24 protein-coding genes, 1 tRNA gene, 1 other RNA gene and 1 pseudogene are annotated in these 26,459 nt (G+C 70.2%); 12 read left to right on the top strand and 15 right to left on the bottom strand.

What is annotated here, in order from left to right; all coding sequences use genetic code 11:
• Window positions 1-10: 10 nt before the first annotated feature.
• Complete coding sequence (locus ACYVGD_RS16105; RefSeq protein WP_460744797.1) at window positions 11-799, top strand: CoA transferase subunit A; 789 nt, start codon at window positions 11-13, stop codon at window positions 797-799.
• A 2-nt stretch (window positions 800-801) separates the two neighbouring features.
• A complete protein-coding gene (locus ACYVGD_RS16100; protein ID WP_460744796.1) occupies window positions 802-1,437 on the top strand; it encodes a CoA transferase subunit B in 636 nt (211 codons plus the stop codon).
• 69 nt (window positions 1,438-1,506) lie between these two features.
• On the opposite strand, the gene ACYVGD_RS16095 is transcribed toward ACYVGD_RS16100, so the two are convergent.
• The 3 genes from ACYVGD_RS16095 to ACYVGD_RS16085 are packed head-to-tail and all read right to left on the bottom strand — an operon-like array spanning window position 1,507 to window position 3,465.
• Window positions 1,507-1,977, bottom strand: a complete 471-nt coding sequence (locus ACYVGD_RS16095) for a hypothetical protein (protein ID WP_460744795.1) — start codon at window positions 1,975-1,977, stop codon at window positions 1,507-1,509.
• Window positions 1,978-2,005: 28 nt separating this feature from the next.
• Window positions 2,006-2,170 (bottom strand): hypothetical protein, encoded by a 165-nt coding sequence (locus tag ACYVGD_RS16090; protein ID WP_460744794.1) that lies wholly within the window; start codon window positions 2,168-2,170, stop codon window positions 2,006-2,008.
• A gap of 8 nt (window positions 2,171-2,178) precedes the next feature.
• On the bottom strand, window positions 2,179-3,465 hold the full coding sequence (locus tag ACYVGD_RS16085) for an aspartate kinase (protein WP_460744793.1): 1,287 nt from the start codon (window positions 3,463-3,465) through the stop codon (window positions 2,179-2,181).
• Between the two features lie 92 nt (window positions 3,466-3,557).
• On the opposite strand from ACYVGD_RS16085, the gene ACYVGD_RS16080 reads away from it, so the two are divergent.
• Window positions 3,558-4,547, top strand: coding sequence for a Gfo/Idh/MocA family protein (locus ACYVGD_RS16080; RefSeq protein WP_460744792.1), 990 nt, complete (start codon window positions 3,558-3,560; stop codon window positions 4,545-4,547).
• 20 nt (window positions 4,548-4,567) lie between these two features.
• The gene (locus ACYVGD_RS16075; protein WP_460744791.1) at window positions 4,568-5,200 is read left to right on the top strand and encodes an alpha/beta fold hydrolase; all 633 of its coding nucleotides are present in this window, start codon (window positions 4,568-4,570) and stop codon (window positions 5,198-5,200) included.
• Window positions 5,201-5,217: 17 nt separating this feature from the next.
• Here ACYVGD_RS16075 and ACYVGD_RS16070 read toward each other — a convergent pair whose 3' ends face one another.
• Both ACYVGD_RS16070 and ACYVGD_RS16065 read right to left on the bottom strand, forming a co-directional pair.
• Window positions 5,218-6,318, bottom strand: a complete 1,101-nt coding sequence (locus tag ACYVGD_RS16070; RefSeq protein ID WP_460744790.1) for a sugar kinase — start codon at window positions 6,316-6,318, stop codon at window positions 5,218-5,220.
• A 22-nt stretch (window positions 6,319-6,340) separates the two neighbouring features.
• A complete protein-coding gene (locus ACYVGD_RS16065; RefSeq protein ID WP_460744789.1) occupies window positions 6,341-6,967 on the bottom strand; it encodes a bifunctional 4-hydroxy-2-oxoglutarate aldolase/2-dehydro-3-deoxy-phosphogluconate aldolase in 627 nt (208 codons plus the stop codon).
• Window positions 6,968-7,088: 121 nt separating this feature from the next.
• Between ACYVGD_RS16065 and ACYVGD_RS16060 the strand changes: the two genes are divergently transcribed.
• Together ACYVGD_RS16060 and ACYVGD_RS16055 are read left to right on the top strand one after the other, a co-directional pair.
• The gene (locus ACYVGD_RS16060) at window positions 7,089-7,766 is read left to right on the top strand and encodes a DUF1707 SHOCT-like domain-containing protein (RefSeq protein ID WP_460744788.1); all 678 of its coding nucleotides are present in this window, start codon (window positions 7,089-7,091) and stop codon (window positions 7,764-7,766) included.
• Window positions 7,767-7,822: 56 nt separating this feature from the next.
• Window positions 7,823-8,395 carry a DUF1707 domain-containing protein gene (locus ACYVGD_RS16055; RefSeq protein WP_460744787.1) on the top strand — a complete coding sequence of 191 codons (573 nt, stop codon included), beginning with the start codon at window positions 7,823-7,825 and terminating at the stop codon, window positions 8,393-8,395.
• A 135-nt stretch (window positions 8,396-8,530) separates the two neighbouring features.
• On the opposite strand, the gene ileS is transcribed toward ACYVGD_RS16055, so the two are convergent.
• From ileS to ACYVGD_RS16030, 5 genes are all read right to left on the bottom strand, one after another.
• A complete protein-coding gene (ileS, locus tag ACYVGD_RS16050; RefSeq protein WP_460744786.1) occupies window positions 8,531-11,689 on the bottom strand; it encodes an isoleucine--tRNA ligase in 3,159 nt (1,052 codons plus the stop codon).
• Window positions 11,690-12,097: 408 nt separating this feature from the next.
• On the bottom strand, window positions 12,098-13,129 hold the full coding sequence (locus ACYVGD_RS16045; RefSeq protein WP_460744785.1) for a Leu/Phe/Val dehydrogenase: 1,032 nt from the start codon (window positions 13,127-13,129) through the stop codon (window positions 12,098-12,100).
• Window positions 13,130-13,348: 219 nt separating this feature from the next.
• The gene (gene recR / locus ACYVGD_RS16040) at window positions 13,349-13,948 is read right to left on the bottom strand and encodes a recombination mediator RecR (protein ID WP_460744784.1); all 600 of its coding nucleotides are present in this window, start codon (window positions 13,946-13,948) and stop codon (window positions 13,349-13,351) included.
• Window positions 13,948-14,259 (bottom strand): YbaB/EbfC family nucleoid-associated protein, encoded by a 312-nt coding sequence (locus tag ACYVGD_RS16035; RefSeq protein ID WP_460744783.1) that lies wholly within the window; start codon window positions 14,257-14,259, stop codon window positions 13,948-13,950. The genes recR and ACYVGD_RS16035 overlap by 1 nt, the downstream gene beginning before the upstream one ends.
• A 34-nt stretch (window positions 14,260-14,293) precedes the next feature.
• Window positions 14,294-16,912, bottom strand: a complete 2,619-nt coding sequence (locus ACYVGD_RS16030) for a DNA polymerase III subunit gamma and tau (protein ID WP_460744782.1) — start codon at window positions 16,910-16,912, stop codon at window positions 14,294-14,296.
• Window positions 16,913-16,953: 41 nt separating this feature from the next.
• Here ACYVGD_RS16030 and ACYVGD_RS16025 point away from each other — a divergent pair, with 41 nt between their 5' ends.
• The 5 genes and pseudogenes from ACYVGD_RS16025 (at window position 16,954) to ACYVGD_RS16005 (ending at window position 21,731) form a co-directional block, all read left to right on the top strand.
• Window positions 16,954-17,412 (top strand): YsnF/AvaK domain-containing protein, encoded by a 459-nt coding sequence (locus tag ACYVGD_RS16025; protein WP_460744781.1) that lies wholly within the window; start codon window positions 16,954-16,956, stop codon window positions 17,410-17,412.
• 158 nt (window positions 17,413-17,570) lie between these two features.
• Window positions 17,571-18,620 carry an IS110 family RNA-guided transposase gene (locus tag ACYVGD_RS16020; protein WP_460744780.1) on the top strand — a complete coding sequence of 350 codons (1,050 nt, stop codon included), beginning with the start codon at window positions 17,571-17,573 and terminating at the stop codon, window positions 18,618-18,620.
• 394 nt (window positions 18,621-19,014) lie between these two features.
• Window positions 19,015-19,920, top strand: a complete 906-nt coding sequence (locus ACYVGD_RS16015; RefSeq protein ID WP_460744779.1) for a DUF2268 domain-containing putative Zn-dependent protease — start codon at window positions 19,015-19,017, stop codon at window positions 19,918-19,920.
• A 14-nt stretch (window positions 19,921-19,934) separates the two neighbouring features.
• Window positions 19,935-20,702 carry a MerR family transcriptional regulator gene (locus ACYVGD_RS16010; protein WP_460744778.1) on the top strand — a complete coding sequence of 256 codons (768 nt, stop codon included), beginning with the start codon at window positions 19,935-19,937 and terminating at the stop codon, window positions 20,700-20,702.
• Window positions 20,703-20,747: 45 nt separating this feature from the next.
• Window positions 20,748-21,731: pseudogene (locus ACYVGD_RS16005) on the top strand (IS481 family transposase).
• A gap of 8 nt (window positions 21,732-21,739) precedes the next feature.
• Here the strand turns inward: ACYVGD_RS16005 and ACYVGD_RS16000 are convergent.
• The 5 genes from ACYVGD_RS16000 to ffs form a co-directional block, all read right to left on the bottom strand.
• Complete coding sequence (locus ACYVGD_RS16000) at window positions 21,740-23,188, bottom strand: ABC-2 family transporter permease (RefSeq protein WP_460744777.1); 1,449 nt, start codon at window positions 23,186-23,188, stop codon at window positions 21,740-21,742.
• Complete coding sequence (locus tag ACYVGD_RS15995) at window positions 23,185-23,892, bottom strand: ATP-binding cassette domain-containing protein (protein WP_460744776.1); 708 nt, start codon at window positions 23,890-23,892, stop codon at window positions 23,185-23,187. The genes ACYVGD_RS16000 and ACYVGD_RS15995 overlap by 4 nt, the downstream gene beginning before the upstream one ends.
• A 95-nt stretch (window positions 23,893-23,987) precedes the next feature.
• Complete coding sequence (locus tag ACYVGD_RS15990) at window positions 23,988-24,653, bottom strand: response regulator (RefSeq protein WP_460744775.1); 666 nt, start codon at window positions 24,651-24,653, stop codon at window positions 23,988-23,990.
• A complete protein-coding gene (locus tag ACYVGD_RS15985) occupies window positions 24,650-25,855 on the bottom strand; it encodes a sensor histidine kinase (RefSeq protein ID WP_460744774.1) in 1,206 nt (401 codons plus the stop codon). The genes ACYVGD_RS15990 and ACYVGD_RS15985 overlap by 4 nt, the downstream gene beginning before the upstream one ends.
• Before the next feature lie 318 nt (window positions 25,856-26,173).
• Window positions 26,174-26,270, bottom strand: an RNA gene (gene ffs, locus ACYVGD_RS15980) — signal recognition particle sRNA small type.
• An 89-nt stretch (window positions 26,271-26,359) separates the two neighbouring features.
• On the opposite strand from ffs, the gene ACYVGD_RS15975 reads away from it, so the two are divergent.
• Window positions 26,360-26,447 (top strand) — tRNA-Ser (locus ACYVGD_RS15975).
• The last annotated feature ends 12 nt before the right edge of the window (window positions 26,448-26,459 follow it).

The following is a 26,459-nucleotide window of genomic DNA, read 5'->3' as shown; positions in this document are numbered from 1 at the left end:
AAGGAGTGACATGGACAAGGTGGTCCCCTCGGCAGCCGAAGCGGTCGCCGACATCCCCGACGGAGCTCGCCTCAGCGTCGGCGGCTTCGGCCTGTGCGGCATCCCGAGCGTCCTCATCCAGGCCCTGCACGACCAGGGCGCCGACGACCTCGAGGTGTTCTCGAACAACTGTGGCGTCGACGACTGGGGCCTCGGCATCCTGCTCGGCGACAAGCGCATCCGCCGCGTCGTCGGCAGCTACGTCGGCGAGAACAAGGAGTTCGCACGCCAGTACCTGTCGGGCGAGCTCGAGGTCGAGCTCACCCCGCAGGGCACGCTGGCCGAGCGCCTGCGCGCCGGCGGCATGGGCATCCCCGCCTTCTACACCGCGACCGGTGTCGGCACGCAGATCGCCGAGGGTGGCCTGCCGTGGCGCTACGACGCCGAGGGCAACGTCGCCGTCGCGTCGCCGGCCAAGGAGGTACGCACCTTCGAGACCGCCGAGGGCCCGAAGGAGTTCGTGCTCGAGGAGGCCATCGTCACCGACTTCGGCCTCGTCCGCGCCTGGAAGGGAGACCGCCACGGCAACCTGGTCTTCCGCTCGTCCGCCCAGAACTTCAACCCGCCGTGCGCGATGGCGGGCCGCGTGACCATCGCCGAGGTCGAGGAGCTCGTCGAGCCCGGCGAGCTCGATCCCGACCAGATCCACCTGCCGGGCGTGTTCGTCCACCGCGTCGTCGCCCTGACCCCCGAACAGGCCGCCGAGAAGCGGATCGAGAAGGTCACCACCCGCCCGCGTACCGAGACCAAGGAGGCCTGACGATGCCCTGGACCCGTGAGCAGATGGCGGCCCGCGCCGCCTCCGAGCTGTCCGACGGCTCGTACGTCAACCTCGGCATCGGCCTGCCGACGCTCGTCCCGAACTACGTCGACGACGACGTCGAGCTCGTCCTGCAGTCCGAGAACGGCCTGCTGGGCTTCGGCGCCTACCCCTACGAGGGAGAGGAGGACCCCGACCTCATCAACGCCGGCAAGGAGACCGTCACGCTGCGCAAGGGCGCGTCGGTGTTCGACTCAGCGACCTCGTTCGGCATGATCCGCGGCGGCAAGATCGACGCCGCCATCTTGGGGGCGATGCAGGTGTCGAAGGGCGGTGACATCGCCAACTGGATGATCCCCGGGAAGATGGTCAAGGGCATGGGTGGCGCGATGGACCTCGTCCACGGCGCCAAGTTGGTCATCGTCCTGATGGAGCACGTCGCCAAGGACGGCTCCCACAAGGTCGTCGACGAGTGCTCGCTGCCGCTGACCGGCAAAGGTGTCGTCCAGCGCATCATCACCGACCTGTGCGTCTTCGACGTCACCGAGGGCGGGCTCGTGCTGGTCGAGCTGGCCCCCGACGTCACCGAGGAGACCGTCCGCGAGAAGACCGAGCCGGAGTTCACCTCCGGGCTCTGAGCCGTGTGCGAAGAGCCCGGCCCCGCACGTCGCGGGGCCGGGCTCTCGTCGTTCGGCAGGTCTCGTCGTTCAGTACCGCGGGCCGCCCTGGCCGTACGCGCCCTGCTCGTACCCGCCGGGCTGCCCCGGATGGCCGTGGGGTCCCGGTGCACCATGGGCGGGACCGCCCTGCTGCCACTGCGGAGCCGTGGGCGCCGCGGGTCGGTCGCCGGAGCCGCGGCGGGCGAGGGCCGCACGGATGACGCCGAGCCCGACCAGCGCGAACGCGACCACGCTCAGCGCCTGGAGGACGAAGGAGAACACCGTCATCATCGCGAACCGGGTGGCCACGGGCACGGTCCCGAGAGCCATCGGGTAGACCATCGAGATGATGCGGGTCAGGATCTCGAGGCCGAAGCCGGCGACGGTCATCGTCCGCGCACCGGACAGCTCACGGTCCGACGGGAACTTCATGAGCACGACGATCGCGACGACGATGAGGGCGACGAGGCCGAGCAGGGCGATGCCGCCGTTCAACAGGCCGTAGGTGCTTGCACGCATGGGTTCCTCCAGATGAGGTCGATCGAGGCTACTTCTCGCCGGGTTCCCGTCGGGGCGCGTCGTCGGGGAGATCGAGCGAGCCGGGCGGCCACCAGGCGCGGCGGACGACGGCGTACATGATCCAGGCGAGCACGCCCATGACCACGAGCGCGCCCACCAGGAGGAGCCAGAGCCGCGCGTCGGCGGCCAGCACGGGCACGATCAGCGGCCGGTTCCCGCGTAGACGACGGCCTCGTCGTCGCCGTCGAGCCCGAAGGCCGTGTGGGCGGCGCGCACCGCGCGGTCGACCGAGCCGGCGTCGATGACCACCGAGATGCGGATCTCGGAGGTGGAGATCATGTCGAGGTTGACCTCGGCCTCGGCGAGCGCGTGGAAGAACTTCGCGGTGACGCCCGGGTGGGTCTTCATGCCGACACCGACGACGGACACCTTGGCGATCTGGTCGTCGTAGAGCAGGTCGTCGAAGCCGACGGACTCCTTGACGGCGTCGAGGGCCTGCATGGCGACGCGGCCCTCCGACTTGGGGAGAGTGAAGGAGATGTCGGTCTTCTGGTCGGAGATGCGCGACACGTTCTGGACGATCATGTCGATGTTGATCTCCTTGTCGGCGATCACATCGAAAAGCTTCGCGGCCTCGCCGACCCGGTCGGGGACGCCGACGATCGTGATCTTGGCCTCGTTGCGGTCGTGGGCGACGCCGGAGATGAGGGCCTGCTCCATGGGATTGCCTTCCTTGTCGGTCATGGTGATGTCGGCGAGGTCCTTGACCCAGGTGCCGGGACGGTCGGAGAACGAGGAGCGCACCTGGACTGGCACGTTCTCGCGACGCGCGTACTCGACGCAGCGCAGGTGGAGGATCTTCGCGCCGCAGGCGGCCATCTCGAGCATCTCCTCGTAGGAGATCTCGGGGCTCTGCTTCGCGGCGGGGGCGATGCGCGGGTCGGCGGTGTAGACGCCGTCCACGTCGGTGTAGATCTCGCAGTGGTCGGCGCCCAGCGCAGCGGCGAGCGCGACGGCCGTCGTGTCGGACGCGCCACGGCCCAGGGTCGTGACGTCCTTGGTGTCCTGGGAGACGCCCTGGAACCCGGCGACGATGACGACGTCGCCCTCACCGAGCGCGCCCTCGATGCGGCCGGGCGTGATGTCGATGATGCGGGCGTCGCCGTGCTTGCCGGTGGTGATGACGCCGGCCTGCGAACCGGTGTAGGAGCGGGCCTCAACGCCCAGGTCGGACAGGGCCATGGCCAGCAGGGCTGCCGACTGGCGCTCGCCGGTGGTGAGCAGCATGTCGAGCTCGCGGGGCTTGGGGATCGGGGAGACCTGGAGGGCGAGGTCCATCAGTTCGTCGGTGGTGTCGCCCATGGCCGAGATGACGACGACGACCTCGTGGCCGTCCTGCTTGGCCAGCGCCACACGCTTGGCGACGCGCTTGATGCTCTCGGCGTCAGCAACGGACGAGCCACCGAACTTCTGCACTACGCGGGTCACGATTCTCCTCTGGTCGGTTTCCCGGGGGAATCTTAGTGCGCGCGCGTCCATGCGCCTGCCGCGTCCACCATCCACGCCCCTATCGTGGGGGGATGGACACCATTCGCTGGGGTATCGCAGGGACCGGCCGCATCGCCGAGACGTTCGCCGCCGACCTCGCCGTCGCCGAGGGTGCCGAGCTGGTCACCGTGGGCTCGCGCGACGCCGGACGCGCCCAGGACTTCGCCGACCGGCACGGCGGCGGCACCGGCCTCACGTACGCCGACCTGATCACCCGCGACGACGTCGATGTCATCTACATCGCCACGCCCCACCCGCAGCACCACGAGTTGGCGCTGGCGGCGGTGCAGGCGGGACGCGGCGTACTGGTCGAGAAGGCGTTCACCGCCACGCTCGCCGGTGCGCGTCAGGTCATCGCCGCCGCGCGCGAGACGGGGACGTTCTGCATGGAGGCCATGTGGACGCGCTTCCAGCCAGTTGTGGTCGAGCTGCGCCGCCTCGTCGAGGCCGGCGAGCTGGGCGACGTACGCCGCGTCGAGGCCGACCTGGGCGCGTTCCGCTCGTTCGACCCCGCCGACCGCCTGTTCGACCCGGCGCTGGGCGGGGGCGCGCTCCTCGACCTGGGCGTCTACCCGGTCTCGTTCGCGCAGGACTTCCTGGGTGAGGTCACGTCGGTCCATGCGGTCGGCGATCTCTACCCCAACGGGGTCGACTCGGAGTTCTCCGCGGTCCTCGGGTTCGCGGGCGGCCGCTCGGCGGTCGTGTCGGGCGGCTTCGTCGCGCCCTCCCCCGGCCGCGCAGTGGTCGTCGGCACCGACGGCTGGGCGGAGGTGCTGCCCCGCTTCCACCACCCCACGCGAATGGTAGTGCAGCCGCGCGACGGCGAGGCCCGGACCGTCGACCTGGAGCCCGTCGGCGCCGGGTACGCCGAGGAGATCCTCCACGTGGGCGAGTGCTTGCGGCAGGGGCTGACCGAGTCGCCGGTGATGTCGCTGGACGATACTTTGACGGTGATGGGGGTGTTGTCGCAGGCCTGTGCGCAGCTCGGTGTGGCCTACGAGGAGGCCGCGGGCAACCTCTGAGCCCCGGGTAGATTGCGGCCATGCGCCTGCTCGTCCTCCTGCACGGAATCGGCCAGACCCCTCAGACCTGGCAGGACCTGGTGACGGCGATGCCGTCTGGGTTCCGGGTCCTCGCACCCTGGCTGAGGGGCACGCGTCCCGCGCGTGACGAACGGTTCAGCGTCGAGGGGGCGGCCGACGACGTGCTGGGCCTGCTCAACGAGCACGGCGCCGACGAGATGTCGCTGGTCGGCATCTCGCTGGGCGCGGTCGTGGCCCTCGATGCGGCCGTCCGCGCGCCCGAGACGGTCTCCCACCTCGTGCTCGCCGCCGGCCAGGTGAACCCGCCGAGGTCGGTGATGCGCGCCCAGAAGATGGTCTTCCGGCTCATGCCAGCCCGGCGCCTGGCGGCGATGGGCGTCGAGAAGAAGCGGTTCCTGCAGGCCCTCGACGAGGCGGCTCGCGTCGACTACCGGTCACGGCTCGGCGACGTGACGGCGAAGACGCTGGTCGTCGTGGGGGCCGACGACCGGGCCAATATCCCCGCGGCGAAGGCGCTGGCCGAGGGCATCCCGGGCGCCCGCCTCGAGCTGGTGGCCGGCGCGGGCCCGCAGGTCAACGTCGATGCACCTGAGGAGTTCAACCGGTTGGTGTGGGACTTCCTGGCCCGATGATCATGGACCGACCATGATCATCGGTCGACCCGCGCTCCCCCGCCGGCGGCCAGCTTGAGCACGTCCGCCTTCGTCGCCATCGACGTGTCACCCGGCGTGGTCATCGCGTACGCCCCGTGGGCCGCGCCGTATTCGACGCACGTCTGCAGCGGCTCGCCCTCCAGCAGGCCGTAGACCAGTCCCGAGGCGAACGAGTCGCCGCCGCCCACGCGGTCGAGGATCTCGAGGTGGGGCCGGTCGACCGACTCGACGACACCGGTCTCGGGCGACCATGCGATGGCGCGCCAGTCGTTGTCGGAGGCGGTGTGGACGCCGCGCATCGTCGTGGCGATGACCTGAAAGCCCGGATATTCCTCGGCGACCTGGTCGATCATGGTCGCGAAGTGGTCGACCTCGAGGTTGGTGAGGTTCTCGTCGACCCCCTCGATCTCGAAACCCAGCGCGGCGGTGAAGTCCTCCTCGTTGCCGATCATGACGTCGACATGGCGGGCGAGCTCGCGGTTGACCTCCTGGGCACGGGCCTGACCCCCGATGGCCTTCCACAGCGACGGCCGGAAGTTCAGGTCGTAGGAGATGACGGTCCCGGCCTCCTTCGCGGCCTCCAGCACCGCGATCGCCGTCTCGGCGGCCTGGTCGGACAGAGCTGCGAAGATGCCTCCGGTGTGGAGCCAGCGCACGCCCTCCTCGCCGAAGACCCGGTCGAGGTCGAGGTCGTCGGGCCGGACCTGCGAGATCGCGGTGTGGCCGCGGTCGGAGGCCCCCTTCGCGGCGCGTACGCCGAAGCCGCGCTCGGTGAAGTTCAGCCCATTGCGGACGGTGCGTCCGACCCCGTCGGACGGCACCCAGCGGATGTGGGACGCGTCGACACCGCCGGCCTGGACGAGCATCTCCACCAGGTGGCCGACCTCGTCGTCGACGAGCGCGGTCAGCACGGTGGAGCGCAGGCCGAACACGCGGGCGAGGCCGCGCACGACGTTGTACTCGCCGCCGCCCTCCCAAGCAGCGAACTGGCGGGCGGTCCGGATGCGCAGGTCGCCGGGGTCGAGCCGCAGCATGACCTCGCCGAGCGAGGCAGCATCCCAGCGGCAGTCGGCGGCGGGGCGGATGGATAGGGGCACGGGTCCTCCTGGGTCGGCGGGGTCAGCGGGTCAACTCAGTGGCCGCGGCGACGGCCTCGGAGCTGAGCCGGCGGACGGTCTCGAAGTCACCGTCGCGCAGCAGGGTGGGCGAGACCATCCACGTGCCGCCGACCACGTTGACGTTGGGCAGCGACAGGTAGTCGCCCAGGTTCGACGTCGACACCCCGCCGGTCGGCATGAAGGTGACGTCGCCGAACGGTGAGGCGTACGACTTGATGGTCTTCGGCCCGCCGAAGTCCCCGGCGGGGAAGAACTTGAGCTCGGTCAGCCCCAGGTCAAGCGCCTGGATGATCTCGGTGGGGGTGAGTACACCGGGGAACACCGGCAGCCCGGCGGCCTGGGCCGCGCGGACGACGTCGGGGCTGAGGCCGGGCGACACGATGAACCGCGCCCCGGCCTCGACGGCCCGGTCGACCTGGGCTGTGGTGACGACCGTCCCGGCGCCGACGAGCATGTCGTGCTGCGCCATCGTCGCGATGACCTTCTCGGCCCCGGGCACCCGGAACGTCACCTCGGCGACGGGGAGCCCGCCGCCGATCAGCGCCTGGGCGAGATCGTCGGCCTGCGCGACGTCCTCGAGCACGACGACGGGCACGACGTGCTGGGGGAAGAGCTCAGTGGTTCTCATCGCCACATCGTCCCACCGGGCTCCCCGGTGGCGGCAGGCGGGTTCACAGAAGATATGAGGTCGCTGTGAGTCCACGCGGAACGCTTCGGTTCGGTCCCGTCCCGGACGGAGACTCGGACGTATGGACCACGACCTGCGCATCGGGGACGTCGAGCGCGACGACGCCGCCCGCCTCCTCCAGGAGCACCTGACCGCCGGACGCCTCGACCACGAGGAGTTCGCTCTGCGCATGGAGGGTGCGCTGCGCGCGACCCACCGCTCCCAGCTCGACGAGCTCTTCCTCGACCTGCCCGGCCGCCGCCCCGGCGCGACGGTGCCGCAGCAGGCGGCCCCGCTGCCCGCGGTCGCGAAGCCCGCGCACCATCCATGGTTCCCCTACGCGATCGGGGCCCTGGCCGTCGGCTCGGTCGTCAGCGGCATGGCGCTGGTCCACGAGGCGATGGATCCCGACGTCATCATCCAGCGGGGAGGACGCGGTGGGCGCCACGGCCACCTGCCACCGGAGGTCATCGCCGAGCACCTCCACTTCCCGTGGATGCCGCTGCTGCTGTTCGTCCTGGTCGTCGGCACGCTGGCCTTCGTGCTCGCCCGTCGGGCGACGACCCCCTCGACCACAGCGGGACCGCGGCCAAGCGAGGCCACCCTGACCGGCAAGCAGCGCGCAGCGATCGACCGGGAGGTACGCGCGGGACACCGCGTACGGGCGATCAAGCTGTTCCGCGAGGCCACCGGCGCGGGCCTGAAGGACGCCACCATGGTCGTCAGCGCGTGGGAGCGGCGGATGAAGGCGCGCGGCTGAACCCGGCGTGGGACGCCGATGGCGGGCGAACCGCCTCTGGCCGCAGAATGGGATGCATGGACCCACGCGAGCTGAGGATCGGCGACGAGGAGCGCGACGACGCCCTCTCCCTGCTGCAGGGCCACCTGACCGCCGGACGACTCGAGCACGACGAGTTCGACGAGCGCGTCGGAAAGGCCCTGGCCGCGCGCCGACGTGGCGACCTCGACGACCTGTTCCTCGACCTGCCCGGGCGGCGGCCCGGCGGCGAGCTGGTGCCGGTCGAGGCCTCGCCCGACCCGGCACCCGCGCCGGAGACGCACGAGGTCGAGCAGCGCAGCGACTGGTGGGGTTCCTGGTGGATGTTCTTCCCGGTCCTCGCCATCGCGGGCGGCTCACGCCAGATGTGGCTCGTCCCTGTGGCCCTCGTGTGGCTGTTCTGGATCTACCCGTCGTTCGTCGCACCCCGGACCCGTCGGCCGGCCATCGCTGCCGAGCCCCGCGCCCTGACCGTGGCCGATCGTGGCGAGATCACCCGGGAGATCGAGTCCGGCAAGAAGATCCAGGCGATCAAGCGGTACCGCGAGATCACGGGAGCCGACCTCAGGACCGCCAAGGAGGCCGTCGAGCGCTGGGACCCGTACGCCTGAGCGTCGCGAGCTCCACGTCTCAGCCGCGGACGCACACGGCTCCCCACATGCAGGGAGCACCGTGCGTCACCGGGAGCGGCGTTCACCCCGGAACGGCGACGTGCCCCGGGCGGGGCCCGGGGCACGTCAGCGGGGTCAGCCCCGGACGGCCACCCGGATCGCCACGCCGAGGTCGTCGTCGCGGGTCCAGCCGTCCCCGACCTCGCCGCGCGACATCGACGTGGCGAGCACCTCGTCGGCGATGAGGTCGGCATGCTGCTCGATGGCGTCGGCCATGTCACCGTCGGCGGCCCACTCCAGCGAGATGCGGTCGGAGACCTCGAAACCGCTGTTCTTGCGGGTCTCCTGCACCAGACGGATGACCTCGCGGGCCTGCCCGGCCTGCACCAACGCCGGGGTCAGCTCGAGATCGAGCGCGATCGTCTCACCCTGGTCGTTGATGACCGACCAACCCTCGCGGGGACGCTCCGAGACGACCACGTCGTCGGGACCGACCTCGAGACCAGCCGGGTCGACCTCGGGACACTCGACGGTCGCCTTCCCCTGCGTACGCAGGGACTCCGCCAGAGCCGCGGCGTCGGCCGCGGCGATCGCGTTCGCGACGACCGGCGTCTGCTTGCCGAATCGCTTGCCGAGGTTGCGGAAGTTGCCCTTCGCCGAGTAGTCGACCAGGTCGCCGGCACCGGCGAACGACTCCACCGTCACGAGGTTGAGCTCGGCGGCGATCTCGGCGCGGAGCTCGTCGGTCAGGCGCGTGTACGCCGCCGTGGGGATCAGCGCACGGCTCAGTGGCTGGCGGATCTTGACCTTGGCCTCCGAGCGGGCGGAACGCCCGAGCTCGACCAGGCGCTCGGTCAGCTCGACGGCCGCGTCGAGCTCCTCATCGATCAGCGACTCGTCGGCGACGGGCCACGTGGTGAGGTGGACGGACTCGGGGCCCTGCGGGTCGGACGCGGCGAACAGGTCCTGCCAGACGCGCTCGGTGATGAACGGCGTCATGGGTGCCATGAGGCGGGTCAGGACGTGCAGGGTCTCGTGCAGGGTCCACAGCGCCGACTGGTCGCCGTCCCAGAAGCGGCGGCGCGAGCGGCGGACGTACCAGTTCGACAGGTCGTCGATGAACTCCTGGATGCGCGAGCCGGCGTGCTGGGTGTCGAACACCTCGAGGGCGGCGGTCACGTCGCGTACCAGCACGTTCGTCATCGACACCAGCCAGCGGTCGAGCACCGGCCGGTCGGCCACGGCCGGGGCGGCCGGCGCCGACGCGGGCGACCAACCGTTGGTGCGCGCGTACAGGGCGTGGAAGGCGACCGTGTTCCAGTAGGTCAGCAGGACCTTGCGTACCGTCTCCTGGATCGTGTTGTGGCCGACGCGACGCGCCATCCACGGCGAGCCCGATGCGGCCATGAACCAGCGCACCGCGTCGGCGCCGTGCTGGTCCATCAACGGGATCGGCTCGAGGATGTTGCCGAGATGCTTAGACATCTTGCGGCCGTCCTCGGCGAGGATGTGGCCCAGGCACAGCACGTTTCGGTAGTCGGACTGGTCGAAGACGGCCGTGTTCACCGCCATCTGCGAGTAGAACCAGCCGCGGGTCTGGTCGGTGGCCTCGCAGATGAAGTCGGCCGGGAAGCTGCGCTCGAAGACCTCCTTGGAGCCCTCGGCCCACGGGTAGCCCCACTGCGCGAACGGCATCGAGCCCGAGTCGAACCAGGCGTCGATGACCTCGGGCACGCGGCGGTAGGTGCCCTCCTCGCCATCGATGGTGAACGTCACGTCGTCGATGTAGGGGCGGTGGGGATCCAGGTCGGACAGGTCGCGGCCGGCGTACTCCCCCAGCTCGGCGAGCGAGCCGATGCACACGAGCTTCGACGGGTCGGCATCGTTGCGCCAGATCGGCAGCGGCGTGCCCCAGTAGCGGGTGCGCGAGAGCGCCCAGTCGACGTTGTTCTTCAGCCAGTCGCCGTAGCGGCCCCACTTGATCGTCTCGGGGAACCAGTTGGTGTTCTCGTTCTCACGGAGCAGGGCGTCCTTGAACTGGGTGGTACGGATGTACCAAGACGGCTGCGCGTAGTACATGAGCGGCGTGTGACAGCGCCAGCAGTGCGGGTAGGAGTGCTCGTGCTTCACCGCGCGGAACAGCAGGCCACGCGTACGCAGGTCGTCGAGCGCGACGGCGTCGGCGTCCTTGAAGAACATGCCGCCGACCAGACCGACCTCGGCCTTGAACCTGCCGTCGGGGCCGATCGGGTTGACGAACTCCACGCCGTTGCGGCGGCACGACTGGTAGTCGTCCTCGCCGAACGCCATCGCTTGGTGGACCAGGCCGGTGCCCTCGCCGATCGCGACGTAGTCCTCGGTGACGACGAACCAGGCGCGGCCCGGCTGCTCGACGGCGTCGAACGGACGCCGGTATTCCCAGTCGACCATCGACGAGCCCGGGAACCGGTCCTGGACCTCCCAGCCCTCGCCGAGCACCGACAGGTTCTCCTCGGCGACCACGACGGTCGACTCGCCGTCGGTCGCGGTGACGTAGGTGATGTCTGGGCCGACGGCGACGAGGGCGTTCGACAGCAGCGTCCACGGCGTCGTGGTCCAGATGACGAGGTCGGCCTTCTCCGCGTACGGGCCGGAGGTGAGCGGGAAGCGGACGTACGCGGTCGTGTCGGTGACATCCTCGTAGCCCTGCGCGAGCTCGTGGTCGGACAGCGTGGTGCCGCAGCGCGGACAGTAGGGGGCGACGCGCTGGTCCTCGGTGAGCCAGCCCTTGTCGAAGATCTCCTTCAGCGCCCACCACTCCGACTGGACGTAGGAGGAGTCCATCGTCCAATAGGCCTCGTCCATGTTCACCCAGTAGGCCATGCGCGTGGTCAGCTCTGAGAACGCGTCGACGTGGCGCATGACCGACTCGCGGCAGCGCGTGTTGAACGCCTCGATGCCGTACTTCTCGATCTCGGGCTTGCCGTTGATGCCGAGCTCCTTCTCGACGGCGAGCTCGACGGGCAGGCCGTGGCAGTCCCAGCCGGCCTTGCGGGCGACGTGGCGTCCACGCATCGTCTGGAAGCGCGGGAACACATCCTTGAACACGCGCGCCTCGATGTGGTGGGTGCCCGGCATGCCGTTCGCCGTCGGCGGACCCTCGTAGAACGTCCACGGCTCGCCGTCGGCGGTCTGCTCCAGCGACTTGTCGAAGATGCGGCGCTCGGCCCACAGCTCGAGGATCGCGTGCTCCATCTCCGGCAGGTTCACCTGCGGCGGCACGGCGTTGTAGGTCGGTGCGGAATCGGTGGTCATACGATCCTCTTCGGTGGTCAAACGGTTCTGGCCAGGCTGAAGAGGGACGAGCCGGTGCCCGCGGTACCACCCTCGTTGGCGTCCATGGGTCAGCAGGGACGCCCACTTGATTCACTGCCGCGGCCGGGTCTAATGAGCTCCGCGTACGCGAAGCCGTTCTTCCGGCAGCTCCGGGGTGATGGCCCCATCGATGCCTTGCGACGAGCACATTCTGTCACGCAGCGCCGGGACCGCCAAAGCGCGTTCCACCCCGACTGGCCAGCAGGACCAGCAACGCCAGCGCGGACACGACGACAGAACAGATGTCCATCGGAATCTCCTGTGGAGATGGGTCTCCAGTCTTCACCAGAGTCCCGGACGGCCCCGATTGTTCCCGGCCGGCAAGAGTCCCTTCTTCCCGGCCGCAGCTCACTGCCCGGAGATCCTCGCCTCGGCCATCGCGTCGGCGATCTCGTTGGTGGGCCGGCCCTCGTCAGCGCTGCGGCGGGCGATCTCGGTCATCGTCCCCCGGATGCCGCGGATCCGGCCGGCCACCGCGTCGGCGTCGTACTCGCCGAAGATGTCGCCCGAGGCGTGCATCATCCCGCCGGCGTTCACGACATAGTCGGGCGCGTACAGGATGCCAGCGGCCAGGAGGCGCTGGCCGTCGGCGGGGGTGGCCAGCTGGTTGTTCGCCACGCCGCACACGATGGGCGTACGCATGGCCGCAATGGAGCGCTCGTCGACGGTCGCGCCGATCGCGCATGGGGCGAGGACGTCGCACTCGGTCGCGGTGATCTTGGCGACGTCAGCGGTCTGCGCGCAGAACTCGTCCACGCAGCGCTGGACGGCATCGGTGCTGACGTCGGCGACGGTCAAGCGGCCGCCGGCCTCGTGGACCATGCGCGCGAGCTCGTAGCCGACGTTGCCGACGCCTTGGACGGCGACGTGACGACCGGTGAGGTCATCGCTGCCGAACACGTGCTCGACACAGGCCTTCAGCCCCTCGAAGCAACCGCCCGCCGTGTAGGCCGAGGGGTCGCCCGCGCCGCGGGAGACACCGAAGATGTAGTCGCACTCCGAGGCCAGCACGTCGACGTCGGCGGGTCCGACACCGATGTCCTCGGCGGTCCAGTAGGACCCGCCGAGGCGCTGCACGTGTCGCGCGAACGCGCGCAGCAGGTCGGGGTTCTTGTCGGTGTGCGGGTCGGCGATGACGACCGACTTGCCGCCGCCGAGCGGCAGCCCCGCCAGCGCGTTCTTGTAGGTCATCGCCTTCGACAGGCGCAGCACGTCGTTCAGGGCGTCGTCGTCGCTCGCGTACGCACGCATGCGGCAGCCGCCGGCAGCCGGGCCGAGCGTGCGGTCATGGACGGCGATGATGGCACGCAGGCCGGTGGCCTCGTCGGTGCAGAAGTGGACGTCCTCGTGGGACGCGAATTCCGGGTGGTCGAACAGCATCGCGGGATCTCCGTGCATCGTTGTGGCGGCACCGTTGTCTCTGGTACGCACCCTAGTGGCGCACGCCACACGCTGTCATCGACCTGCACCGACCCGCCGGTGTGTCACCGCCCTGCCGGGCCGCGGCCTGCGAGAGCGATCGCCCCGGACACCCCCGGGGCGAGGAGGGAGCGAGCATGCCTGCACGCTAGCCCGCCCAGGCGGCCCGGATGGGGAGATTCACGCCTCGACGTAGCGGCGTCCTGAGAATGCCCGTCCGAGGGTGACCTCGTCGGCGTACTCCAGGTCGCCACCGACCGGCAGGCCGGAGGCGAGCCGCGCGATCTTCACCCCCATGGGCAGCATCAGACGGCTCAAGTATGTCGCGGTCGCCTCACCCTCCAGATTGGGGTCGGTGGCGAGGATGACCTCCTGAACGGTCCCGTCACCGAGTCGCTGGACGAGCTCGCGTACGCGCAGATCGGCCGGGCCGATGCCGTCGATGGGGCTGATCGCCCCACCCAGCACGTGGTAGGTGCCACGGAACTCACGCGTGCGCTCGATCGCCACCACGTCCTTGGGCTCCTCGACGACGCAGATCGTCGTCTGGTCACGCCGCGGGTCGCGGCACACGCGGCAGCGGTCCTCCTCGGCCACGTTGAAGCAGACCTCGCAGAACTTCACCGTCTCCTTGACGCGGCGGAGCGTGTCGGCGAGGCGTTCCACACCCTCGGCGTCGGCGCTGAGGATGTGGAACGCGATGCGCTGGGCGCTCTTGGGACCGATGCCGGGGAGCTGGCCGAGCTCGTCGATCAGATCCTGGACCGGGCCCTCGTACATCAGAAGCCGAGCCCCTGGGTCATGCCGCCGAACTTCGCCTCGGTCATCGCCTGGGCCTTGTGGGAGGCGTCGCGGATCGCCGCGACGACCAGGTCGGCGAGTGACTCGGTGTCTTCGGGGTCGCAGGCCTCCGGCTTGATCGTGAGGCCGATGAGCTCGCCCGCACCGGTCATCTTCGCCTCGACGAGGCCGCCGCCGGCGGAACCCTCGAACTCGGTGGCCGCCAGCTCTTCCTGGGCCTGGGCCATCTGGGCCTGCATCTGCTGGGCCTGGGCCAGCAGCGCGTTCATGTCCATGCCTTCGGGCATCATCTCGGCAGCATCCTCTCGGTCGTGTGAGTCAAGCCTATGTGGGGGTGTCCTCTTCACCAATCAGCTCGGCGCCGAGGTGTTTGGTGAGGAGCTCGGTGGTGGTCGCCGTGTCGACCGTCTCGACCTCGGTGAAGTCGGACTCGTCGTAGTCCGGCTCCTCCTCCGGCGTCGCGGCCACGGGCCCCTGACGGGTCGGGCGGATGCCCTCGCGGGCCCGCGCCGACAGGGAGGCCGGGGCGGGTTGGGGCGGCGGCGTCGCAGCGACGGGCGCCCCACCCCGCTCGTCCCGCTCCGGCTGGTTGGTCTGGGGCGGGGTTGGCTGGGGTGGCGTGGGTTGGGGCCGGGACGGCTCGCGTGGCGCGGCGAGGTGGGCGTCCTCTGGCGGAGCCTCCTCGAGGTCGGGCTCGGGCCACTCGTCGGGCGGGGCCTCCTGGCCGCGCGCCGCGGCGGGGCGGGACGTCCCCTGGGCGGGCTGCGGATGACCAGGGCCGCCCTGCGGGGGCCCGCTCGGGGCAGGCTGATGAGGGGGCGACTGCTGCGGGGCCGCGGCGGGCTGGGCCGGCGGCTGGGGTCGCTGGGCGGGCGGACGCGGCGCGCCCTGCTGGGGCGCCGCAGCGGCGCCGTCGACCAGTGTCTGGATCTTGAGGTCGGCACCGATCACCTGGACGATCGCGTCGCGCAGCACGTCTTCGCTGCCACCGCGCGAGAACCCGTCACGGGCACCGGCGTTCTTCAGGGCCAGGGTGAGGACGCCGTCGGAGACGTCGTGGACCTGGGCGTTCTGGCTGATCAGCACCCAAGTGAACCGACGACGACCCTTGACCTCCTCGAGCACGTCGGGCCACAGCCGTCGGACATCTGCCGTCGTCAGACCACCGCCAGAGGGCGCGCCCTGCGCAGCCGGCGGCTGTTGCGTTGTCTGGGGCTGCTGCTGCGACGCCTGGGGCTGGGGCGCTGCCGGACGCGGCTGCTGCGGGCCGGACTGCTGCGGGCCGGCGGGTGCCGGTGGCTGGGGACCCCGCGGCTGCTCCGGCTGATGGGGCTCCGGCTGGCGGGTCTCGGGCTGTCGCGGTTCTGGCCGGGCCGCCTGTTCGGCGGCACGGTGTGTCGCATCACCGCCGGCGGGCTCCGCCGGGGCCGCCGGGGTGGAGGGTTCGGCCGGGCGACCGGCCGCCGGTGCGACACGTTCCTCGGGGCGGACGAGCGGTGTGGACGACGGCGGAGCCTCCGGCGCGGGACCGTCGAGTGAGGCCATGCCGATGCGGCGCTCGAGCCGATCGAGACGGGCGTGGACACCACGCTCGTCGACGTCGGCGCCCGGGAGCAGGACACGCGCACACATGAGCTCGAGGTGGAGTCGCGGCGCCGTCGTGCCACGCATCTCGGTGAGGCCCTCGGCGATGACCTCGGCCGCACGGGTCAGCTCGCCCGCGCCCATGGCCGCGGCCTGGGACGCGAGCCGCTCGCCCTGGTCGTCGGCGGCCTCGATGAGGCCCGAGCTCAGGGCGTCGGGCACCGCCGCGACGATGACGAGGTCACGCAGGCGGCGCAGCAGGTCTTCGCCGAACCGGCGCGGGTCCTGGCCGACCTCGATGACCTTGTCGACCGCTTGGAAGACGCCCTTGGCGTCGCCGGCGGCGAAGGCGTCGAGGATCTCGTCGAGCAGCGAGTCGGGCGTGTAGCCCAGCAGCGCTGCGGCCTGGGCGTACGTCACGCCCTGATCGCTCGCACCGCCCAGCAGCTGGTCGAGCACCGAAAGGGAGTCGCGCACGGACCCCTGACCGGCGCGGACGACCAGCGGGAGCACCGTCTGTTCGACCGCGATGCCCTCGGCGTCGCAGAGCTTGCCGAGGTAGGCCTGGAGCACCTTCGGCGGCACGAGCCGGAACGGGTAGTGGTGGGTGCGGGAGCGGATCGTGCCGATGACCTTCTCGGGCTCGGTCGTCGCGAACACAAACTTCACGTGAGGCGGCGGCTCCTCGACAAGCTTCAGCAGGGCGTTGAAGCCCGCCGTCGTGACCATGTGGGCCTCGTCGACGATGTAGACCTTGTAGCGCGAGTGGACCGGCGCGAAGAACGCACGCTCACGCAGGTCACGGGCGTCGTCGACGCCGCCGTGGGATGCCGCGTCGATCTCGATGACGTCGATCGAACCGGGACCACCACGGGCGAGGTCACGGCACGACTGGCACTCGCCGCACGGGTCGGGACGCGGGCCCTGCTCGCAGTTGAGGGCGCGCGCGAGGATGCGCGCCGACGTCGTCTTGCCGCAGCCGCGCGGGCCGGAGAACAGGTAGGCGTGGTTGACCCGGTTGTTGGTCAGCGCGCGCATCAGGGGCTCGGTGACGTGTTCCTGACCGATGACGTCGGCGAAGGAGTCGGGCCGGTAGCGGCGGTAGAGCGCCAACGGCGCCGGGGGCGCGTCGCGCACCGGGCGCGACTCACGCGCCGGCGGGGCCTCCATCTCGCGCGCGGGCGCCGGTTCGGAGGAGACGTCGGCCACGGGGTCGTCGCCCCCGAGCAGCGACTCGCCCTCCTGCTCGAACGGCTCGAAGCCGTAGCCGAGCTCGTCCAGCTCTTCTCCGTCGTCCACGTCGGAAACCCTAGTGGGCCCCTCCGACAATTCCCACCGCCCTCCGGCACCGATGGGCATGGGCGGATAATGTCGATACAACCACTTCTAAGGAGAGCGTGATGGCCCAGGACAAGAACGACGCGAAGTTCGGCTCGCTCGAGGGTGAGACCCATGACCGCACGCCCCGCCGGGACGGGCTCCACGACGGTCTCCGCGACGACCGCGACGGGGCACTGACCCTGCACGAGGAGCGTCTCGTCGCCGGCACCGAGAAGATCCGTGCCTCCGCCGTACGCATCCGCGTGAAGGTCGTCGAGGAGGAGAAGACGGTCACCGTGCCCGTGCGCCGCGAGGTGCTGGAGATCATCGAGCTCGACGACCCCGACACCCTCAAGGGCGCCGGCGGCCTGCGCAAGCCCCGCGAGATCGTCCTCCACGAGGAGCGCGTGATTGTCGAGACCGTTCCGTACGAGCGCGTCACCATCTCCCGCGAGAAGGTCCGGGAGGACGTGGTCGTCGAGGGTGACGTCGCCCGCGAGGTCCTCGAGATCGACGGCGACGAGGACCTCCACCGCTAGACGGTATGGGTGACCCCGATCGGGGGTGAAGCTCTGGCAGGCCGGGGCCTCGCCGCGTAACGATTCGTGGGTTGCCGGACAGGGTGGGCCTGTCTGGCCTTTCCGACATACGTGGGAGGCCCCGGTTGTTTACTGAGCGTACGAGTGTTGGTCTGGATGTGCATGCCCGCTCCGTGGTGGCGCATGCGATGGATGTCCAGACCGGCGAGATCTTCAAAGCAAGACTCTGCCCCGATCCTGTGGAAGTGACGGCCTGGATCAAGGCCCTGCCCGGACCATCAGCGGCGATCTATGAGGCTGGCCCGACCGGTTACGGTCTGGCCCGAACCCTGCTGGGGAACGACATCAGGACGGTCGTCGCGGCCCCGTCCAAGCTCCAGAAGCCTTCCGGGGCTCGGGTGAAGACTGATGCGATCGACGCCGAACACCTGTCGACGCTGTTGCGGCTGGACGCGTTCACTGCGGTCGCGGTTCCTGATGAGCTGACCGAGGCTGCTCGTGACCTGGTGAGGACCCGCGAGGACTGCCGCAGTGATCTGATGCGGGCCAGGCATCGCCTGTCGAAGCTGCTGCTGCGGCATGGGATCGTCTATTCGGGCGGGCAGGCCTGGGTCGGATCCCATGACGCGTGGCTGCGCCGGCAACGCTTCGACTCGCCCTTGGTCCAGGCCGCCTTCGATGAGGCCTACGACAGCGTGGTCACGATCACGGCGCGCCGTGATCGTCTCGATGACCGCATCACCACCATGGCTGCCGACAGTCCGTGGACCGACACCGTCCGTCGGCTCGGCTGTTTGCGAGGGATCTCGACGCTGACGGGGTTCGGGTTGGCGGTCGAGATCGGCGACTGGGCCCGGTTCAGCGGCAACTCGATCGGCTCCTACCTGGGGCTCGTCCCGTCGGAGAACTCGTCCGGGCAGTCCCGGTCGCTGGGGCCGATCACGAAAACCGGCAACGGTCATGCCCGGCGGCTGCTGGTCGAGGCCGCTTGGCACCACCAGCACCGCTACGTCCCGGGCAAGACGATCCGTGACCGTTGGGATCTTGCGTCCCCGGCTGCCCGGGCCCGCGGTGACCTGGGCAATCGCCGGTTGAACCATCGCTGGAACCAGTTCAAAGCCCGCAAGAAGGCCAACAACGTCGCCAACGCCGCGATCGCCCGCGAGCTCGCGGGCTGGTGCTGGTCGCTGGCCGTCCTCGAGGAATAGCCCCTCGGGGCCCACAAACTTGGCCCAAAGCCAGGTCCGCGAGGGGCGACGCAGCGACCGGAACGACCCGCGATACACCTATGAGCAGCCGTCATCAACGACGCCGGCGACGCTCGACGCTAGACAGGCGTGACGTTCCGAGCCGAAAGCACCGTCCTGCGGTAACCAACCCGCGATTATCAGACTGACATCGCCGTCGACAGACACGCGAAACCCCTCGTCAACACCACTTCGGGCCAACACAAGGAGAGGCGCCACCAAGCATCCAGCCTGGTGGCGCCTCGTCCTGCCCTCTTGACAAGAACCACACCCATATCAGCTGTACTGACCGGACACGTTGATCGACGGTCAGGAGCTTGACCTTGACGCAGCGTCAATGTTTAGCGTCGCGAGCATGACAGTGACGATGATTGACAGTGCCGCTGGGATGCGGGCGATGGTGAGCAGTTCTCCGGAGCAGTGGAAGGACGCGGCTCGCAGACTGTGGGAGCCGATGGCGGGGATGTACTTCTTCATTCCCGGTGGCCCTGATCTGGCCGCGGTTCACAGCCAGAACTTCGGTTTCGGACCCTCCGTAGCGGCAGACAAGATCCTCGGCGCGGTCGACGCTTTGGAACGCGCCGATGCTTGGGGCCGTGTCGAGCGAGCGCTCGAAACGGGGCTGCGGGGGCTGAGTGCCGCCGATCCGACTGTGGCGATGCCTGACCTGAAGGTGTTGCTCGTGCTCGGGGATCCCACCAACAAGCACTTCATGGATGAGATCCGCGGCCTGTCGGCCTTCGGTGGGATCAGCGGGTACATCGCCATCACGATCTGGCCCACCGACGAGGTTCTGGCGCGGTTGGAGGGCATCGCCCTGCACGAGCTCCACCACAATGTGCGGTACTCGCCAGGACATGTGGTGTGGAACCCGCAGACGGTGACGGTTGGTGAGCACGTGGTGGCTGAGGGTCTCGCGGACCTGTTCGCCGCCGACATGGTGGGCGAGCAGGGATTCACGCACTTCGTCAGCGACCAGACCCGTACCAGTGACGAGGTGCTGCGCCGCGTTGTGGAGGGCTTGGACGTGACTGGCATGCAGGATTTCGCGGCTTGGGTGTTGGGCGATCCGAGCGCTCGCCTGTTCGGCGCGACACCGGTCGGGCTGCCCACCGGCGCTGGTTACGCTGCCGGGGCTCGCATCGTGTCCGCCTTTCTGGAGGCCACCGGACAGTCACCCGCCAGGGCTGTGGCCACGCCCGCCTCCGAGATCCTGGCCGTGGCACTGCCACAGTTGGGTCTGACAATGCCTGCCCGCTGACGAGAGAGGCCGAGATGGTGGAGTGGACCGTCCAAGAACTCGCTGACCGCGCCGGCATCAGCGCCAGGACATTGCGTCACTATCACCAGATCGGCCTGCTCGTCCCGGACCGGATCGGCGCGAACGGCTACCGCTACTACGGACCCGTCGCCGTGGCACGCCTGCAACGCATCCTGCTCCTGCGTGAAGCTGGCCTGGCTTTGAGTGCGATCAGCGAAGCACTGGCAAGTGACGCGAACCCAGGAGACGAGATCACCGCCCTCGAGGCGCACCTGACACACCTCGAGCACGAGCGGGAAGCACTGGGACGTCGTATCGCGTCCGTCGAGCACACAGTGGCGATGAGACGCGAGGGGCGCCAGCCCCGGATGGACATGATGCTCGAAGGCTTCAACGACCACTACGAGGCTGAGGTGACCCAACGATGGGGACGCGTGGTCTTCGAGCAGTCCAACCGGTGGTGGCATGCCAAGAGCCTCACCCAGCAGCGCCAGTTCCAAGCCGATGCCGAGCGACTCTTGGCGCGGTGGGGCGAACTTCACCAGTCGGGTGTCTCCCCATTCGGCGACCCGGCCCAACAGCACGCAGCCGCCCACGCCGCCTGGTTCGCCCAGATCCCCGGGACGCCCGGGCATGCCGGCGACCTGGACAAGACCCGCGCCATGCTCATCGGCATGGCCAACCTCTATGCCACCAACCTAGACTTCCATCCCGCTTTCGGTGGTGCCAAAGCCGCCGGCTTCGCCGCCCAAGCGCTGCGCCACTACGCCCAGAGCTACTGACAAGAACCCTTCGGGATGGTCGCTGCACCCGAAGGGAATGCCGCCATGACTCATGCAAATGCAGCACTTACTCCACGTCACCGCCTCAAGGTTGCCCAGCTCGTGGTTGACGAGAGCTGGCCTGTCAGAGAGGTCGCCGCCCGATTCCAGGTCTCCTGGCCCACCGTGAAGCGCTGGGCCGACCGCTACCGCGCCGGCCAGCCCATGCAGGACCGCTCCTCACGACCGCACCACTCACCGACAAGACGAGCCAAGCGACGACGAAGCGCTGCATCCAACTACGCCTACGCCTCCGAGAAGGCCCAGTCCAGTTGGCCTGTCGGCTCGGGATCGCACCGTCAACGGTTCACCGCATCCTGTCCGACGCGCACCTCAACCGCCTGACGCATGTCGATCGTGCCACCGGCGAGCCCGTCCGCCGCTACGAACACGACCACCCCGGCGCCATGCTCCACGTCGACGTGAAGAAGCTCGGCAACATCCCCGACGGCGGAGGCTGGCGCTACGTCGGCCGCCGCCAAGGCGAGAAGAACCGAGCCGCCACCCCCGACAAACCCAGGAACAAGTACCGGGACCCGTTGATGGGCAAGGCCTACGTCCACACCGTCATCGACGACCACTCCCGCGTCGCCTACGCCGAGATCCACGACGACGAAACCGCCCTCACCGCCACCGGGTCCTGGTCCGAGCCGTCGAGTGGTTCAACGCCCGCGGCATCACCGTCGAGCGGGTTCTGTCCGACAACGGCGGCGCCTACCGCTCACACCTGTGGCGCGACAACTGCGTCGAGCTCGGGATCAGCACAAGCGCACCAGGCCGTATCGGCCGCAGACCAACGGCAAGATCGAGAGATTCCACCGGACCCTGGCCGACGGCTGGGCCTATGCCCGCTGCTACACCTCCGAAGCCGAACGTCGCGGCGAGCTCGAGGGCTGGCTGCACTACTACAACCAGCACCGGCCCCACACGGTCTACGGGAACCAGCCGCCGTTCTCACGATTGACCAACGTGTCCGATCAGTACAGCTAGGAGTCACATCAGGACAGGGCCGCGGCGCGGCGCACAGACCTCGTCCACAGGTACGCCGCGACCGGCACCACCAGCAAGGACAGCCCGGCGGCGACGAGCATGCGGTCGCCGCCAGTCGCCGAGTACGCGTACACCCACGGCCCCAGCAGCCAGAGCACCGGCCCCTCCGCCAGCTGGGAGCCGCCCAGGGTGACCGACCAGACCAGGCCGACGAACGTCACGCCCAGCGCGACACCAATGCCGAAGTGCGTGGCCAGCCACAGGTCGACCAGCAGCAGCGCCAGCGCCGACGTGGCTCCCACGACGAGCACCGAACCGGCATGCCCCGACAGCAGTGCGCCCCACACCACCAGCGGCACGATCAGGAACCCCAGCACCAGGGTCTGCGCCGCGCACCAGCGCCAGGCGCTCACCCGGGTGAGGGCGACGCGCAGCCCGTCGCGGTGGGCCAGGGTCGTCAGGCAAGCCAGCAGGCAGGTCATGCCGGGGATCACGACGAGCGCCATCAGCCCATGGACGTACGTGGGTCGCCACAGCAGCCGCGTGACCGTGATCAGGAGCAGCGCCCCGACGGGGATCGCCCACACCCACCACGTACGCAGCACCGACAGGGCCGCGACCACCGTCCGTGGCCGACCCCGGCGCACGGGGGCGTCGACGACCAGCGGCGCTGCCGGGCCTGCATGGGCGGTCTCGGAGCGACGCGGTCGGGGCGTCCGGGCGGGGACCGCCACAGCGAGGACGGCGACGACCAGGGCTGCCGCACCCGTCATCAGCGACAGCGTCGTCACGGGCAGCGAGAGGACGGCCTCGCCGGGCTGTGCGGGCACCCCGTTGGCGTGGGTGTGCAGGAGGGGCAGGGCCGCGCGTACGCCCCACGTCCACGGCTCGGCCCACCAGGTGGCGTGCTCGGCACGGATCGTGCCCGCCACGTGACCGATGAAGGTGACCGCGACCGCGGCGTACAGGCCCAGACGACGCGCCACCAGCACGCCGAGCGCCAACCACGGCAGCGCCCCCACCCAAAGCACGACGGTGAGCGCGGCCAGCCGGCCCACCGGCACGCCGGGCAGGCCCATGGCGACGCCGAACGGCAGCATCGGCAGCGTCAGCGCCGCCGTGAACAGGGCGAGCTCACCGGCGAGCACCAGCAACCGGGACACGTGCGTGATCCCCTGTCCGGGCGAGCGCGACGGGGTGCCCGCCGAGCGGGTGGACCGCTCGCGGGTCACTGCCAGCGCGCCGACCAGGCCGGCAAGACCGCCTGCGAGACCGGTGGCGTACATGGACTCCCACGCCAGCAGCGCCGTCCACGACTGGAGGTCGCGCGTCGCGATCAGCAGCCAGCCGGAGCACTGCAGGAACGCCACGAGCAGGCCGAGGACCCACAGGAGACCGCCGAAGGTGCGGCGGGTGGCGACCAGCTCGGCGGCCAGGGTGCGGATGAGCGTGGTCATGCCGTCACCCCCGTCGTGGCGCGGAGGTACGCGGCCTCGAGGTCGCCCTCGGCGAACAGGTCGAGCGGTCCCTGGTAGACCATGCGGCCCGCGGCCAGCACGCCGATGTCGTCAGCGAGGTGGGTGACCTCGCCGAGCTGGTGGCTGGAGATCAGGACGGTGCGTCCGGCCGCGGCGAGGTCGCGCAGGAGGCGGCGCAGCTCGATGATGCCCTCGGGGTCGAGGCCGTTCTGGGGCTCGTCGAGCAGCAGGATCGCCGGGTCGGTGAGCAGGGCGATCGCCAGCGCGAGCCTGGCCTTCATGCCCGTGGAGAACGAGCCCGCGCGCTTGCGGCCGGTCCCCGTGAGACCGACGACGGCGAGCACGTCGTCGACACGCTGCTTGGGCGTCCCGGTCAGGCGGGCGTGCACAAGGACGTTCTCGTGGGCCGACAGGTGCGGGTAGAACGCCGGGCCGTCGACCGACGCGCCGATCTGGTCGAGGCTGGCGCGCGTCCAGGGGGCGCCGAGCACCTCGACCGTCCCGGAGTCCGCCTTCAGCAGCCCCAGCACGATCTTGAAGGTCGTCGACTTGCCGGCCCCGTTGCGGCCCAGCAGCGCGTACACGCGACCGGGGTGGACGGTCAGGTCGAGGTGGTCGAGGACGAGCTGGTCGCCGTAGGACTTCGTCAGCCCCCGGCAGGTCAGGGTCGGTGCGGTGTTCATGTCTCCAGAGTTCCGCGCCCGCGCCGCCCGCGGATCCTGCCGCGGAAGGGACTTCTGGGGTCCTCTCCCCCACCCCCTCCTCCTGTGGGAGGAGGTCAGCCGGGCAGCCGGCCGGCGGTCCGTACCGGGTCGGCCAGCCCCATCGCGTACGCCAGCACGACCAGCGCCACACGGTCGCGCGCACCGAGCTTCATCAGCAGGTTGCCGACGTGGGTCTTGACCGTCGTCTCGGCGACGACGAGCCGCTGGGCGATCTCGGAGTTGGTCAGGCCCTCGGCGATGAGACTCAGCACGTCGACCTCGCGGGCTGTGAGGCGTTCGTCCGCGTGGGGCACCGCACCGGCGCGGTTCATCGCTCCGACGACGTGCTCCGCCACGGCCGGGTCGAGGACGGCGCGCCCCGCGTGGACGGCACGGATCCCGTCGAGGACCGCCTCGGGCTCGGCGTCCTTCAGCAGGAACCCGCGCGCGCCCGCCGCCAGCGCGCCCGTCACCAGCTCGTCGACGTTGAACGTGGTGAGGACCAGCACGCGGGTGGGCCCACCGGAAGCCACGATCCGCCGGGTGGCCTCGACCCCGTCGAGGACGGGCATGCGCAGGTCCATGAGCAGCACGTCGGGTTCGTGCCCGGCCGAGAGGTCGACCGCCTGCTGCCCGTCGGCGCCACGCGCGACGACGGTCATGTCGGGCTGGGCGTCGATCAGTGCGACGAAGGCCGACACCAGCAGCGGCTGGTCGTCGACGACGGCGACGGTGATCATGGGGCTCCTCCTGGGGTGGGGGTCTCTCCTGGTCTCGCCGGCGGTCGCTCGGGGAATGCGCTGGCGACGGGGATCGTCGCGCGCAGCGCGAAGCCGTCGCCGTCGGGGCCGGCCTCGAGGGTTCCACCGGCGGCGACGACACGCTCGCGTACGCCGGCCAGGCCGTGGCCTCCGGGCAGTCCGGAGTCCCGCGTACGGCTGTTGATGGCCTCCACCACGACCACGCCGTCGGCGTGCGCGAGAGAGAACATGGCTTCCCCGCCCGCATGCTTGACGAGGTTCGCCAGGGCCTCGCCGGCGACGCGCAGGACGGTCAAGCGCACGCGGGCGGGCCACTGCTGCTGCCAGGCGGCGAGGTCGCCCTCGGTGGGCAGCTCGACGGACAGCTCCGGGAGCGCACTGCGGGCCTGCTCGGCGAGACCGGGCAGTGCCGTCAGGTCACCGGCGGGAGCGGTGTCGCCCTGCTCGCGGAGCGACCCGACGAGGTCGCGGGTCTCGGCGAGGGCCGACCCGGTCAGGTCCTTGATCGTCTCCAGCGCCGCCCGTAGGTGTTCCTCGCCACCGATCGCCAGGGCCGTCGACGCCTGGACGCGGGCCACGGCGAGGCTGTGCGCGACCACGTCGTGCACCTCGCGGGCGATCATGGTGCGCTCCTCCTCGGCGGCCCGCGCGGCCCGCGCGTCGTGGGCACGAGCCTGCTCGGCGAGGTCACGGGCATGCCGCTCGGCGAGCTGGCGCTGCTTGGCCGCCCACACGTAGCAGCCGACCAGCATCAGCACGTGCATCGCGATGCCGAGGAACGACAGCCCCGACGCGCGGACGAACGGGCTGGCGAACGAGCCAGCGATCCCGAGGAAGACTGCCGCGTACCCCCAGCGCGGCGACGGGCCGTGACGCGTGATCGCGAGCACCGACAGCGGCGCGGCGAACAGGGCCGGGGAGATGCCGAGGTTCAGCGGCGACAGGGTCACCACCGCGCCGAGAACAGCCAGAAGCGAGTAGGAGGCGACGAACGACGGGACGGGATGGGTACGCCGCAGCAGCATCGCGGGCACCAGCGCGAAGTGCACGAACGCGTTCGCCACATACGGCCACCGTGGCCCGAACTCGACGAGGAAGGTGCCCTCGATCGCGGCCACGACGACGAACAGCGCCGCGACCACGACGTCGCCGACGGGGATCGCTCGGAGGTTGCGCAGCACCCCGTCAGCCTAGGGAACGCGGCCGGGGCCCACATCCTCCCGCGGGAGGACCCGTCACCGGGTGCCGACCGTGCCGAATCGACCTCAAGTTCGCCTCGGACCCCAAAGATCCGGGGCTCGGAGACGAATCGGAGCTGATCTGGCACGCTCCTCGTCTCGCTGGCGCTCGCTCGGAGAACGGAGGCGCAGGTGGCCGCGCCGACTCGGAGAACGGAGGCGCAGGTGGCCGCGCTCGCTCGGGGAACGGGGGCGCGGGTGGCCCGCGATCGCTCGTCTCTCGCCCGGAGTGCGGAGAAGCAGATCTCGCGGGGCGGGAAAGAAAGGGGTCCCCCGCGCACCCGACAGAGCTCGCTTACCCTTGCTACCTTCCGGTCCTGGGGGAGTTGGGCAAGATACCGCCGCACGGGGAACCTTCAGCCAAGTGTAGCCAGTGCGGGGCGGCCCCACCAATCGTCGCCGGGCGCGGTTCGCGTCGACCCGCCGTTTCGTTGTACGCTCTCCGACGGAGGATTCGCCTAGAGGCCTATGGCGCTCGCTTGGAACGCGGGTTGGGTTCACGCCCTCGCGGGTTCAAATCCCGCATCCTCCGCCACGAGGAAGCGCC

This window comes from Mariniluteicoccus endophyticus, from assembly GCF_054780035.1.
This window is presented reverse-complemented; position numbering and strand designations above follow the sequence as displayed.